Genomic DNA, 15,591 nt, shown 5'->3' with positions numbered 1-15,591 from the left:
ATTTAAATTATGCGCCGAATTTTATCAATTTTATTAGAAAATGAATCAGGAGCATTATCTCGTGTAATAGGTTTATTTTCACAACGTGGATACAATATAGATAGTCTCACAGTAGCTCCAACCGGAGATAATAAAATATCTCGATTAACAATACAAACTTTTGGCAATAAAAAAACTATTGAACAAATTGAAAAACAATTACAAAAATTAATTGATGTTTATCAGGTAATAGAAATTACCAATAAAAATTATATAGAAAGAGAAATTTTATTAATAAAAATTAAAACAAAAGATTTTAAAAGTTTACATAAAATTAATAAATTAATAGAAATTTATCATGGTATTCTCATTGATTATTCTTTAGAACGATACATTGTCCAAATTACAGGTACTAACCATATAATTGATTCATTTTTGAGAATTGCTAAAAAATCTTTTACAATTATAGAATCATCTAGATCCGGTGTAATTAGTATTAATTCTTATTAATAAAATGTAAAAATATTAACAATTAGTTAATCTTATTAATTAATTTAACAACATCTATTATAACTATTTATACATTTTCTATTAAATATATAAAAATTTTTTATTTTTTAAAAAATAATGTTTTAGAGAATGTATAAATTTCAATTTAATTAAAAAATTATGTTACATATACCAGTACTATTAAAAGAATCGATTAATGCTTTAAAAATCAAACCAGCAGGTACATATATTGATGCAACATTTGGATCAGGCGGACATTCATTAGAAATACTAAAAAATATTGGACCAAAAGGATTTTTATATGCTATTGACCAGGATCCATACTCCATTAATATAGGAAAAAAAATAAAAGATAAAAGATTTTTTATTAAACATGGAAATTTTTCTCATGTCATTGAGAATTTATATTATCATAATAATAAACATGTTAATGGAATTTTATTAGATTTAGGAATTTCATCAATACAAATAGATACAGCAAATAGAGGTTTTTCATTTATGAGAAACGGACCTTTAGACATGCGTATGAATAATCAATCAGGAATACCAGCATGGAAATGGTTACAAAAAGCAAGTCAAAAGAAAATAGAATTTGTTTTAAAAAATTTCGGAGAAGAGCGGTATGCAAAAAAAATTTCTTATGCTATTTTTGAAGAAAATAAAAAAAAACTTATTATGTATACGCTTGATTTAGTAAAAATTATTAAAAAAATAATACCAAAAAAAAATAAATATAAGCATCCTGCTACACGTACTTTTCAAGCAATACGTATTTATATTAACTGTGAAATAGAATCATTAAAAAAAATATTAAATATTTCAACAAAAATATTAAAAAAAAACGCAAGATTGGCTATTATTAGTTTTCATTCTATCGAAGGAAGAATTATAAAAAATTTTTTTAAAAAAAATAGTGGACATATAATTATTCCTAAAGGATTACCTATAAATAATGATCAAATAACACAATACACAACAAAAAAACTAAAAATAATTAAAAAAATTAAACCCAGTAACAAAGAAATTAAAAAAAATCCTCGCGCACGCAGTGCAATATTAAGGATTGCAGAAATACTATAAATTAAATAATTTTATAAATAAAAAATTATTGATATATATATGTCTTATATAATTATTACAAGAATTAAATAAACTTAAAAATATTTATATTTAATAATTTTATTAAAAATAATAAAATTATCAAAAATTTATATATTTTAAATATATAAATATACGACTATCATGACAAATATAATCAATATTCATATACAAAATAATTAATAAATCACAATATATATATAATAAAAATTATTAATTTATATATATTAATATATACAATATTAAAGCACACATATTTAAATAATTAAATAACATTACGCTATGATAAAAAAAATAAATAATATACAAGTACTATTAAATCCTTGGATTAACAATATCCCTCAAAAAAAAATTTGCAATATTACGCAATGTAATCAAAAAATTAAAATTGGTGATTTGTTTATATCATTAGAAAAAAAAAGAAATATACATAAAAATTCTATTATTAATGCTATCAAAAATAAAGCAAATGTTATTTTATATGAAACAAAAAAAAATAAACATGGATTATGTATATCTATACGATACAATACACTTATCATTTATTTTAAAAAATTAAGTAATTATATTCACATAATATATGAAAGATTCTTTAATTATCCGCAAAAAAAAATTAAACTAATTGGAATAATAGGAACTTATGGAAAAACTACTGTAACTAATTTAATTGCACAATGGGAACAATTAATTAACAAAAAAATTAGTGTAATAAAAAATCTAGAAAATAAAAAGAAAATATTTCAATCTACCATACGTCATGATATACGTTACGATAATTCTATTCAAAAAATACTATATCGATTAGTAAAAAAAAAAATAGATATTACTGTAATAGAAATGCCGTATACCGTACTAATGCAAAAACAAATATCTTATTTAAGATTTGAATCAATAATATGTACAAACTTAACTAATAGTAGTACAGACGGTCAAAAAACAATGTTTGAAAAAGAAAAGATAAAATTTTCTTTTTTAAACATAAATAAAATAAAAAATATTATTTTAAATGGAAATGAAAATATTACAAATAATTGGATAAAAAAAATTAAAAATAAAAAAATTATATCTGTAACAGTACTAAAAAAAGATAATATCTTTAACATAAAATATTGGATTAATACAATAAAAATAATTTATAGCACTACACGTACAAAAATTTTTTTTAATTCGACATGGGGATCTGGATGTTTATACAGTTCATTAATCGGTGATTTTAACATTACTAATATTACTTTAGCGATGGCGGCCATGCTTTTGTTAAAGTATTCTTTAAACATACTAATTCCGAGTAGTAAATTTTTACGACCTATACATCGAAAAATGGAAAAAATTCAAGTAAATAACAGTCCTTTATTTATTATTAATAATAAATATCTACCACAAATATTATATCGAACACTATACTCATTAAGAAGTTATCAATATAACAAAATTTGGTGTATCTTGGGGTATGAAAAAATACATAATATTAGTGAAAGAAAGATAATAGGAAGCATTATAGAAAAGTTTTCTAATTTTATTGTATTTATTAGCAATAATCCAAAAAATAAAAAAGATATATCAATCATTAATGATATATTAATAGATCGCTATAAACAAAATAAATTTTTTATATTTTATAAAATAAAAAAAGCTATACAATTTATTTTATATGAAGCTAACAAATATGATATAATACTAGTATCAGAACAAGAAAAAAAAGTAAAAAAAATTATTAAATACATAAAAATATTATCAAAAAAAAATATTATTACTACATACACACAATGATATTATAATAAATAAAATAATTATATCGATTCAAAATGTATTCATTTTATTTTACAGCTAAATACAAATTTTTATAAGTTTCAATAATTTTATTTAATAAAATGAATAAAAATATTTTTATTTTAAAAACATAAATATATCTAAAAATATTTATTTTTATAAAAATAATTGTAAATATTAATTTTAATATAAAATATTAATAAATTTAATTAAAAATAATCATATAAAATTTACAATTATAATATATTTATATTTACGCTATATATTATCATTATTAAAATATTTTATATATACAAAAATTATATAGTATATGTATATATACATAAAATAAAAGTTATATACCATACACTATAACTGTTAACAACATTAAAACAAAAATCTAGTTTAATTAAATTATATGAACCTTTCAACAAAAAAAAATATCATTGTCGGATTAGAAATAGGAACAACCAAAATAATTGTTTTAATAGGAGAAATTCTTGAATGCGGTAGTATTAATATTATTGGTTTTAGCAAACATCCAACTCAAGGTATAGAAAAAGGTAACATTAATAATTTAGAATTATTAATAAACTGTATTAATACATCTATTCATGACGCAGAAGAAATGGCAAAATGTAAGATATATTCTGTATATTTATCAATATCACACAACGAAATAAATTGTCAAAACGAAATTGGTATTACCCCTATAAAAAATACAGAAATCACAAAAAAAGACATAAAAACAGTTATAAAAATTGCTAAATCTGTTAAAATAAAAAATAATCACAATATTTTACATATTATTCCACAAGAATTCTGTATAGATCACCAATCAGGTATTAAAAATCCTATTGGATTATCTGGTATACGAATGCAAGCTAACGTACATTTAATTACTGGCAATAAAAATATAAAAAAAAATATTATTAACGCTATTCAAAAATGCGGCATTCATGTTAAAAAAATAATATTTACTGGATTAGCATCTAGCTTATCAGTTTTAACTGAAGAAGAAAAAAATTCAGGAGTTTGTTTAATAGATATGGGAGGCGAAACTATGAATGTTAGTGTTCATATAAAAGGATCCTTATACCATAATGCTGTAATACCTTATGCAGGTAATTCTGTTACACGTGATATTGCTTATGCATTTTCTTTATCTTATTCAGATGCAGAATTTATAAAAAAAAAATATGGATATGCCGTAGCAGATTTATCAATGACATGTAAAAATATAGATATTTTAAATAAAAATGGTAGCAAAATAGATAACTGCCATTATCAATCATTAACAGAAGTTATCGAACCAAGATATACAGAACTATTAAATCTAGTAAAAAACGAAATTTTAAAACTATATACAACATATAATATTAAAAAAAATAAATATAAAAAAATCTCTAATATTGTATTAACTGGAGGATCATCCAGAATAAAGCATTTGTTAACATGTGCTAATAAAATATTTAATACAAAAATTATAATAAAAAAACCCTGTAATGTACCCGAAATACCCGAATATATTAATAAACCTGAATATGCAACCATTGTTGGGTTGTTACAGTATGGAAAAAATCATCAAAAATATTCTCGGAAAAAAAACAAATCTCCGAGATTTTTAAAATATTTATTTAACCAAATAAAATACTGGTTAAATAAATAATTAAATATTCAAAATATTTAATTATTTTTAAACATTTCAATATTATGGAGTGTATTTTATGTTTGAACCGTCTGAATTAAGCAATGATGCAGTTATTAAAGTTATTGGTGTTGGCGGAGGAGGTAGTAATGCTGTTGAACATATGGTTCGTGAAAAAATAGAAGGAGTTGAATTTTTTGCTATTAATACAGATGCACAAGCATTAAGAAAAATAGCTGTTGGGCAAACAATACAAATCGGTAATACTATAACTAAAGGACTAGGCGCTGGAGCCAATCCTGATGTAGGAAAAGATTCCGCTGAAGAAGATAAAGAAACGTTAAAATCAGCATTATATGGAGCTGATATGGTCTTTATAGCCGCAGGAATGGGAGGCGGAACAGGTACTGGAGCAGCACCAGTAGTTGCAGAAGTTGCTAAAGAATTAGGGATTCTAACTGTTGCAGTAGTTACCAAGCCTTTTAGTTTTGAAGGAAAAAAACGAATGAATTTTGCAGAACAAGGATTGAATGAATTATCTAAATACGTTGATTCATTAATCACTATTCCTAATGATAAATTACTAAAAGTATTAACGCGCGGTATATCATTATTAGATGCATTTGGAGCAGCTAATGATGTTTTAAAAGGTGCGGTACAAGGAATCGCAGAACTAATTACACGACCAGGATTAATGAATGTAGATTTTGCAGACGTAAGAACTGTAATGTCAGAAATGGGGTATGCTATGATGGGAACAGGATCAGCATCAGGTGAAAATAGAGCTGAAGAAGCATCTGAAATTGCGATTTCTAGTCCATTACTAGAAGATATTGATTTATCCGGAGCTCGAGGAGTCTTAGTAAATATTACTGCTGGTTTTGATTTAAGATTAGATGAATTTGAGACCGTCGGAAATACTATACGTGCATTTTCTTCTGATAATGCCACAGTTGTAATTGGTACATCATTAGATCCACAAATGGATCATTCATTAAGAGTAACTGTAGTTGCAACAGGAATTGGTATGGAACAAAGACCTGAAAATTCTTTTATGAGAAATAAATCATCTAACAGATTATTATCAGATTATAGAAGTCAAACATTACGAGGACATAAAATCATAAACAATACTAAAAATATACAAAAAGATACACATAATACACTCACACAAACAAAAAAATATGAAAAAAATTTTTTAGATATTCCAGCTTTTTTAAGAAGAAAAAAATAAATTATTTTACAGAAAATATATTTACAAAATATATTTTATAAATATTATAAATTATTTAAATAATAAAAATTATTTTAACTTTTAAAAAATAGAGTTTATATGAATATATCAGTATTTCCATTTAATGTTACCATTAATGCAATTGATAAAATCAAACAACTCGTAATTAAAAAAAAAAATTTACAATTAAAATTACGTATATATATAACAGGAGGCGGGTGCGGAGGTTTTCAATATGGTTTTAAATTAGAAAAATATATCAATAAAGACGATATTTATATTCAACAATCTGGTATTGAAATTATTATTGATCCAATTAGTTCTCAATATTTAATAGGAGGAAAAATAGATTACAAAGAAAATTTAGAAGGTTCTAAATTTATAGTAATTAATCCAAATGCTCAAACAACATGTGGCTGCGGATTATCATTTAGCATATAATATACTAAATGATAGTATATTATATAATTTACATAAATATATATGACAAGAATATGTTATCTCATATGTACTACTTTTAAGTAGTAATATTAAAAATTTTTTAGAGCAGGAAAATAACCTGCTCTGTAAAAATTATATTTATAATTATTAATAATTTTAAAAAATTAATAAGTTGATAAACAATAAATAAAAATTTAATAATTAATTAGATTTTTATTAAAAAAATTCTATATATTTATATTATATAACAATATATTTATTTGATTAAAAATTCATTTTTTAGTTAAAATTAAAATATAAAATTTTTAAAAAATTAATATATTTAACAAATATTAATAAAATTAATGTAATATCAAATTATATCTTATTTATTATGTCTGTAGCAGTACCGTTAAATAACTGAGCTGATATATTTATTGATTCAGATAAAGAAGGATGGGAATGAACGGTTAATGCTATATCTTCTATATCACATCCCATTTCAATAGATAAATTAATTTCTGATAATAATTCTCCTGCATGTCTCCCGACAATAATACCACCAATAATTCTATTGTTATCAGTATCAACAATTAATTTAGTAATACCGTTTTCTGAACAATTAGAACTTATTGCTTTACCAGAAAATTTCCAGGGCATAATTACTGATCGATAATTAATTCCTTTTAATTTAGCATGTTCTTCCATAATACCAGTCCAGGCAATTTCCGGATCACAATATGCAACACATGGAATTACTTTAGGTTCAAAAAAATGATTTTTACCAGAAATAACTTCAGCCGCTATATGTGCTTCATGTATTCCTTTATGAGCTAACATCGGTACACCTACTACATCACCAACAGCAAAAATATTTGATATATTAGTACACATTTGACTATTAACTTTAATAAAACCCAAAGAATTTAATTCGACTCCAATAGAAGATAAATTTAAACCATTCGTATTAGCGGTTCTACCAATAGAAATCAACACATTATCATATAATTTATTTTTTAAAAAATCACTATCGTTTTGTGTTTTTAAAATTATTCCATTAAGATCAGGTATCAAATTAACTACCGATGTATTTAAATAAACACTAAAATCATTTTTTGTATACTGAATAAACATATCACTAATATCCTTATCAATGGATGGAAAAAATCTAGTAGAACTATCTATAATATCTACTTGAGAACCTAAAGAACTATATATAGTAGCCATTTCCAATCCAATAATACCAGCACCGATGATTAATAAATTTTTAGGAATTACAGTACAATTTAATGCATCGGTGGAACTCCAAATACGGCTATCTTGATCAGATAATGCATCTGGTAATGATACTGGTACAGATCCAGTAGCAATAATAGCATTATCAAAATGAATGTTATAAACAATATCTTTGTATGTAACCTCTAATAAGTTTTGATTTAGAAATATAGCCGTTCCTTGTAATATATCTACTTTTCTATATTTAGCTATATCACTTAATCCACGATTTAATTTACAAATAATATTATTTTTCCAATTCATAATCTGAGACATATCTAACTGATTAGAATTACCGATATTAATATTATACTTAGAAAATTCTTTTATTTCTTTAATTAAATTGGTTAAATATAATAATGATTTTGATGGAATACAACCAACATTTAAACAAGTACCGCCTAAAACACCATATTTTTCTACAATTAAAGCAGATAATCCTAAATCAGAACATCTAAAAGCTGCAGAATACCCTGCTGGTCCACCACCAATTACTACTACATTGACATTAATATGTTTTTTCATAAAAAACTCTTTTTGTTAACAGAAATAAATAAAATTTATTTCAATTAAAATCATTTAATGAGCAATTAAAAAATTATTATATATTTTTAAAAAAAAATTATACCAATAAAGTTCTAATATCAGATAATAACTGACCTAAAAAATTCGTGAAACGTACTCCATCAGCACCATCAATTATACGATGATCATACGATAAAGAAAATGGAAGAATTAAACGAGGATAAAACTTTTTTATATTCCAAATAGGTTTTATTGTAGCTTTTGACACTCCTAATATACAAGCTTCAGGGGCATTAATTATAGGTGTAAAACCAGTTCCACCGATCCCTCCTAGACTAGAAATAGTAAAACTTCCATTATTCATATCAGAAATATTTAATTGATTATTTTTTGCTTTTTGAACTAAGTTAAAAATTTCATATGAAATTTCACTAATATTCTTATCTTTCAAATTTTTTAAAACAGGTACTAGTAATCCTTCTTTAGTATCTACAGCAATTCCAATATTAATATTTTTTTTTAAAACAATACTGTTTTTACTAGAATGTAAAATACTATTAAATCGTGGATATTGCAATAAAGCATGTACAACTGATTTAACTAAAAATGATAACATCGAAATTTTTTGAACGCTTTTATTATTTAAATTACGAGAATTATATAATTTTCGAAAATCTTCTAAGTCAGTAATATCTGCCTCATCAAACTGAGTAACATGTGGAATATTTTTCCAATTATTCAATAATCGATTACCGGAGATACATTGAATATTAGTTAATAATTGATGTTCTTCATCATCATTAATATGCGTTATATGATCATTTTTAAAATTACTGTTCTTATTATGATGTAAATATGAATTATTAGATACTTGAATACTATACTTTTTCACATCTTCACAAGTAATTCGACCTTTAGGACCACTTCCTGTTAATTTTGATAAATTTATCTTTAATAGTCTAGCAATACGTCGTACTTTAGGAGATGCATAAATATCCTCAATAACACTAATGTTATTATCTTTATCATCCAATACATTCGTAACATTTAATTGATCTGAAGAATTTACATAATGATTATTTATATTATTTTTTTTGGAATATTTATTTTGATCAATATTTTTTAAAACCATAATTAATGTATTAACCGATAATTTATCTCCTACTTTAATACAAATTTTTTTAACAATTCCAGAAATCGGAGAAGGTATTTCTAATACAGATTTATGACTTTCTACCGAAATAAGACTATCTTCTTTTTTTATTTCATCTCCTATTTGTACTAAAATTTCAATTATCTCTACACTTTCTACCCCAATATCTGGCATAAAAACTTCTACGTTCACTATATCACCTCTTATGCTAAACGCGGATTCGGTTTATTGGAAATAATATTTAATTTTTTTAAAGCATTAACAAGTACACTGGCATTTATTTGTCCTTGTTCAATTAATGCATCTAAAGCCGCACTAACAATATAAGATGTATTTATTTCAAAAAAATTACGTAATTTTTCACGACTATCTGATCTTCCATAACCATCTGAACCTAAAACACGAAATATATTAGATGGTATATATGCTCGAATCTGTTCTGCAAAAATTTTCATATAATCAGTAGCCGCTACAACAGGCGATTTATTCATAACAGAAGTAATATATGGTTGTTTCTTTTTTTTCATTGGATTTAACATATTCCATCGCATACAATCTTGACCATTACGAGCTAATTCTGTAAAAGATGTAACACTATAAATATCAGAACCAATTTGGTATTCAGATAATAAAAATTTAGCTGCTTTTTTGACGCAACATAAAATAGAACCTGATCCTAGTAATTGAACATGTCCTTGATTACCATGATATGTATTTAATTTATATATACCTTTACAAATACCTTCTATCATATTATTAGACATATTTGGCATTTTATAACTTTCATTCAAAGTTGTTATATAAAAAAAAACATTCTCTTGTTTATTTCCATACATACGTTCTAAACCAGATTGTATAATTACTGCTAATTCATAACTATACGTAGGATCATAAGAAATACAATTTGGTATAGTTGAAGATAAAACATGACTATGTCCATCAGCATGTTGTAAACCTTCTCCATTTAAGGTACTTCTTCCTGATGTAGCGCCAATCAAAAATCCTCTTGCTTGTTGATCTCCACAAGACCATAATAAATCTCCTATTCTTTGAAAACCAAACATAGAATAATAAATATAAAATGGTATCATTGGGAAATTATTTGTACTATAAGACGTTGCTGCTGCTAACCAAGAAGAACCAGCGCCTAATTCATTTATACCTTCTTGTAAAATTTGACCTTTACAATCTTCCTTATAATAAAATATTTGATCTCTATCCGCTGGAGTGTATTGTTGTCCTTTATGGTTATAAATACCTATTTTACGAAATAAACCTTCCATTCCAAACGTACGTGCTTCATCAGCTACGATTGGTACAATTCTATCCTTTAAATAAATATTTTTTAACAATAAATTTAAAATCCGTACAAAAGCTATAGTCGTAGAAATAGGTCTAATTTGTTTATCTAATAAAGACTGAAAATCTTTTAAAGTAGGAATTTTTAATATTTCAGAAAAATTCATTAAACGTGTAGGTATGTAACCTTTTAATTTTTTCCTTTGATGATGCATATACTTAAATTCTAAAGAATCAGGAGAAAATTTTATATAAGATAGTTTTTGTAAAGAATCCATATCTAATTTTATTTTTAACTGATTTTGTAAATATTGAATATCTTTTATTTCTAAATTTTTAACCTGATGAGCAATATTTTTACCTTCAGCAATCTTTCCTAATCCATAACCTTTAACTGTATGAATTAATATAACTACCGGTTTATCTTTAACCAATTTGGCAGAATAAAAAGCAGAATATAATTTTTTAAAATCATGTCCTCCTCGTCTTAATCTCCATATATCATCATCAGTCATATTTTCTACTAACTTTTTTGTTTCTGTATACTTATTAAAAAAATGTTTTCGAATATAAGCACCATCTTGTGATCTAAATGTTTGATAATCACCATCTATAGTTTCATTCATTAATTTTTGTAAATATCCTGAAATATCTTTTTCTAATAAATCATCCCAAGAACTACCCCAAATAACTTTAATTACATGCCACCCAGCTCCTAAAAAAAAATTATTTAATTCATTAATGATTTTTCCATTACCATTTACAGGCCCATCTAATCTTTGTAAGTTACAATTAACAACAAATATTAAATTATCTAATTTTTCTCGCGCTGCTATTGTAATAGCACCTTTTGATTCAGGTTCATCCATTTCACCGTCACCTAAAAAAACATATACATTTTGTTGAGAAGTATCCTTTAAACCCCTATTATTCAAATATTTTAAAAATTTTGCTTGATAAATTGCTGAAATAGCACTTAAACCCATAGATACTGTAGGAAACTGCCAAAAATTAGGCATTAATTTTGGATGAGGATATGAGGATAATCCTATTCCATTAGTTTCTTGTCTAAAATTATCCATTTGTTCTTCTGTTAAACGATTTTCCAAAAAAGCTCTAGAGTAAATACCAGGAGATATATGTCCTTGAAAATAAACCAAATCACCACCATCATCTTTATTAGAAGCACGAAAAAAATGATTAAAACAAACTTCATAAATCATAGCAGAAGATTGAAATGAAGAAATATGCCCCCCTAAATCTAAATTTTTTCTGGAAGCCCGTAAAACCATCATAATAGCATTCCATTGAACTACTGAACAAATTTTTTTTTCCAACTTAATATTTCCGGGATATTGAGGTTCATCACTAACATGAATGGTATTGATAAAATTTGAAATATCATTTTTATGTATATAATTATTTCGTAATAAATTTGAATTTAATATTTTATCTATTAAAAAATGAGCTCTTTTTGAACCATATCTTTTGATTACTGCAGCAATAGAATCTATCCATTCAGATGTTTCAATTGGATCAATATCTTGAAAAATATTTTTTGACATACTCGATAGACCTTTCAAATAACTACATGTTAAAAATTAAAATAATTGAATCACTTTAATAATTTTTTCTATATATTTATATTGTTATATTAAAAATAATAATATAATATGTAGTATTATAGTCATAAATATACATATATATATTATCAATAATTAATTATATTTATAAAAATAACGTTATCATTAATATATATTTTATATATAGATATAATCATTATAAATAATACATTTACTATATATATTTTTTTTAATTAATTAAAATTAATTATTTATTAAAAAATAATTTTTATTATTAATAATATATTTCTTGTATACATCATATTTAATAAAAATTATAAAATATATTGATATACACATCAAAATAAATACAAAATATATATTATTTAAAAAATAAGATTTTTTAGTTCATTTAAAACAATAATTATTGTTATGTATGTTGATAATTATTTAATATCAATAGATTTCATAATAAAAATATGAAATGAATTATAATCTTTTTGATCAATTAAATTAATATATGTATTTTTTTTTCGTTCAAAATCTATATAAAAAATATTTATTAAATTTTTAATTACATTATTTTTTATTCCCTCTAACATTGTTTGAAACATAAAAAATGATTCTCGTTTATATTCTTGTTGCGGATCTTGTTGCGCATAACCTCTTAAATGAATACTATGTCGTAAAAAATCTACCGAATTTAAATGTTCTATCCAAAAAATATCTAGTATTTGTAATACTACCGATTTTTCAATCATATAAGAATATTTATGTGCAATTGATGTAATCTGTTTATTATAATTAAATTGTATTGTAGCAACAATTAACTCAATCAATTTATCTACATTTTTATATAAACTAGTATCATGTGCTAAAAATTTATTTTTTGGTTTTATATAATAAAAATTATTTTTTAACTCTTTTTCTAAAGCCAAAAAACTATCTATGCTTATCTTGCCTCCTGACACATACTGTTTAATGCAAAAATAAATACGATCTTTTAAAATAGATAAAACATGATCATGAATATTAGATTGATTAATTAATTTATCTCGTTCATTATATATGACTGCACGCTGTTCGTTAACAATATTATCATATTCTAATAATTGTTTTCTTGTATCAAAATTTTGGTTTTCTATTTTTTTTTGAGCACTTTCAATAGCTATACTTAACCAAGGATGCTTAATTGATTGACCTGGTTTTATTCCAATAGTTCTTATAAAATTAATAATATTATCTGAAGCAAAAAGACGTATTAACGAATCATCTAATGACAAATAAAATCTAGATGAACCAGGATCTCCTTGCCGACCAGATCTTCCGCGTAACTGATTATCAATTCTACGTGATTCATGTCTTTCTGTACCAATAATATGCAAACCACCTGATTTAACTACTAATTTGTTTTTTTCATCCCAAGATTTTACAAACAAACTATTTTTTTTAAAATTATATTTTTTATTATTTTTAGATCGATCATTAATACCTCCTAAAACAATATCTGTACCTCTACCTGCCATATTAGTTGCGATAGTAACGGCCGATGGTTCTCCTGCTTGAGATATAATTTCAGCTTCTTGAGCATGCTTTTTAGCATTTAAGACATTATGTGGAATATTTATTTTTTTTAAAAGTCTAGAAATTTGTTCAGATTTTTCAATAGAAACTGTCCCAACTAATACCGGTTGTTTACGAATTACACAATCTCGTATATCTGATATAACAGCATTGATCTTATCAATTTCAGATAAATATATTAAATCAGGCATATCACTACGAATCATAGGTTGATTAGTCGGAATAACAACTGTATCTAAATTATAAATAGAATTAAATTCAAACGCTTCTGTTGCAGCTGTACCTGTCATACCCGATAATTTAGTATACAAACGAAAATAATTTTGTAAAGTGATAGCTGCTAAGGTTTGATTATCATTTTGTATACAAAGACCTTCTTTAGCTTCTATAGCTTGATGTAATCCATCTGACCACCTTCTTCCAGACATAACTCTTCCGGTATGTTCATCAACAATAATTATTTTTCTATTTTGTATAATATAATCTATATTTTTCAAAAAAATATAATGTGCTTTCAACGCTAAAAGCATATGATGAACGAAAAAAATATTTTTAGATAAATATAATGATTCTTTTTTTAATAAAAAATTGTATTTTACTAATAATTTTTCTATTTTTATCAATCCTGTTTCAGTTAAGTGAATTTGACGTTGTTTATAATCAATATAAAAATCACCTAATTGAGATATTTTATTACTATTTTTTTTATTTTTTGGAATTAAAAAAGAAACTAAAGAATTTATTTTTTGATATAAAGTATTACTATTTTCTATAGATCCTGAAACTACCAAGGGTGTTCGAGCTTCATCGATTAAAATAGAATCAACTTCATCAATCAAAGCGAAATATAATTTTCTTTGTACTTTTTGAGTTCGACAAAAAACCATATTATCTCGTAAATAATCAAAACCATATTCATGATTAGTACCATATGTAATATCTGCTAAATATGCTATTTTTTTATCTTCTTGAGAAATACCAGCAATATTTATCCCAACACTTAAACCTAAAAATTCAAATAAAATACGATTTTTATTAGCATCTCTTTTAGCAAGATAATCATTCATAGTCACGATATGAACACCATTACCAAGTAATGCATTTAAATATGCTGGTAACGTAGCTGTCAATGTTTTTCCTTCACCAGTACGCATTTCGGCAATACATTGTCGATGTAAAATAATTCCTCCTAAAATTTGTACATCAAAATGACGCATACCAAAAACTCTTTTACTAGCTTCACGAACCACAGAAAAAGCTTCTGGAAGTAATGAATCAATCGTATCACCATATTTTAATCGTAATTTAAATTCATTTGTTTTTTTTTTTAGTTCGTTATCTGATAATTTTAACAGATTTTTTTCTAATAAATTAATTTTAATTACAAGATCATTTAAATTTTGCAAAATACGTTCATTACGGCTCATAAAAAATTTATTAATTATTTTACCTAACATACTAGATCTCATATTTGCTAACTCTACAAATAAAATCATTTGTATAATAAAAAGAAATTTTTTTAAAAAATAAATAATATTTATATAAAAATATCTAA

10 protein-coding genes are annotated in these 15,591 nt (G+C 23.9%); 6 read left to right on the top strand and 4 right to left on the bottom strand.

The window, feature by feature from the left end; translation table 11 throughout:
- Window positions 1-9 precede the first annotated feature (9 nt).
- The 6 genes from ilvN (at window position 10) to erpA (ending at window position 6,659) form a co-directional block, all read left to right on the top strand.
- On the top strand, window positions 10-489 hold the full coding sequence (ilvN, locus tag BUCILAFE3058_RS00725) for an acetolactate synthase small subunit (protein WP_154061490.1): 480 nt from the start codon (window positions 10-12) through the stop codon (window positions 487-489).
- Window positions 490-648: 159 nt separating this feature from the next.
- A complete protein-coding gene (rsmH, locus tag BUCILAFE3058_RS00720) occupies window positions 649-1,569 on the top strand; it encodes a 16S rRNA (cytosine(1402)-N(4))-methyltransferase RsmH (protein WP_154061489.1) in 921 nt (306 codons plus the stop codon).
- A 300-nt stretch (window positions 1,570-1,869) separates the two neighbouring features.
- On the top strand, window positions 1,870-3,357 hold the full coding sequence (locus BUCILAFE3058_RS00715; protein ID WP_154061488.1) for a Mur ligase family protein: 1,488 nt from the start codon (window positions 1,870-1,872) through the stop codon (window positions 3,355-3,357).
- 397 nt (window positions 3,358-3,754) lie between these two features.
- Window positions 3,755-5,005: a cell division protein FtsA gene (gene ftsA / locus BUCILAFE3058_RS00710; protein ID WP_154061487.1), complete on the top strand. Its 1,251-nt coding sequence runs from the start codon at window positions 3,755-3,757 to the stop codon at window positions 5,003-5,005.
- Window positions 5,006-5,063: 58 nt separating this feature from the next.
- Complete coding sequence (ftsZ, locus tag BUCILAFE3058_RS00705; protein WP_154061486.1) at window positions 5,064-6,218, top strand: cell division protein FtsZ; 1,155 nt, start codon at window positions 5,064-5,066, stop codon at window positions 6,216-6,218.
- Between the two features lie 99 nt (window positions 6,219-6,317).
- Window positions 6,318-6,659: an iron-sulfur cluster insertion protein ErpA gene (gene erpA, locus BUCILAFE3058_RS00700; protein WP_154061485.1), complete on the top strand. Its 342-nt coding sequence runs from the start codon at window positions 6,318-6,320 to the stop codon at window positions 6,657-6,659.
- 357 nt (window positions 6,660-7,016) lie between these two features.
- Here the strand turns inward: erpA and lpdA are convergent, their stop codons facing one another.
- The 4 genes from lpdA to secA all read right to left on the bottom strand — a co-directional run bounded on the left by lpdA (window position 7,017) and on the right by secA (window position 15,493).
- Entirely contained in the window at window positions 7,017-8,438 is a 1,422-nt protein-coding gene (gene lpdA, locus BUCILAFE3058_RS00695) for a dihydrolipoyl dehydrogenase (RefSeq protein ID WP_154061484.1), read from the bottom strand.
- Between the two features lie 97 nt (window positions 8,439-8,535).
- Window positions 8,536-9,783, bottom strand: coding sequence for a 2-oxo acid dehydrogenase subunit E2 (locus BUCILAFE3058_RS00690; protein WP_232036978.1), 1,248 nt, complete (start codon window positions 9,781-9,783; stop codon window positions 8,536-8,538).
- A gap of 11 nt (window positions 9,784-9,794) precedes the next feature.
- Window positions 9,795-12,455 (bottom strand): pyruvate dehydrogenase (acetyl-transferring), homodimeric type, encoded by a 2,661-nt coding sequence (gene aceE, locus BUCILAFE3058_RS00685; protein WP_154061483.1) that lies wholly within the window; start codon window positions 12,453-12,455, stop codon window positions 9,795-9,797.
- Window positions 12,456-12,898: 443 nt separating this feature from the next.
- A complete protein-coding gene (gene secA / locus BUCILAFE3058_RS00680; RefSeq protein ID WP_154061482.1) occupies window positions 12,899-15,493 on the bottom strand; it encodes a preprotein translocase subunit SecA in 2,595 nt (864 codons plus the stop codon).
- Window positions 15,494-15,591: the final 98 nt, after the last annotated feature.

This window comes from Buchnera aphidicola (Cinara laricifoliae) (assembly GCF_900698945.1).
Lineage (GTDB): Bacteria > Pseudomonadota > Gammaproteobacteria > Enterobacterales > Enterobacteriaceae > Buchnera_F > Buchnera_F aphidicola_AC.
This window is presented reverse-complemented; position numbering and strand designations above follow the sequence as displayed.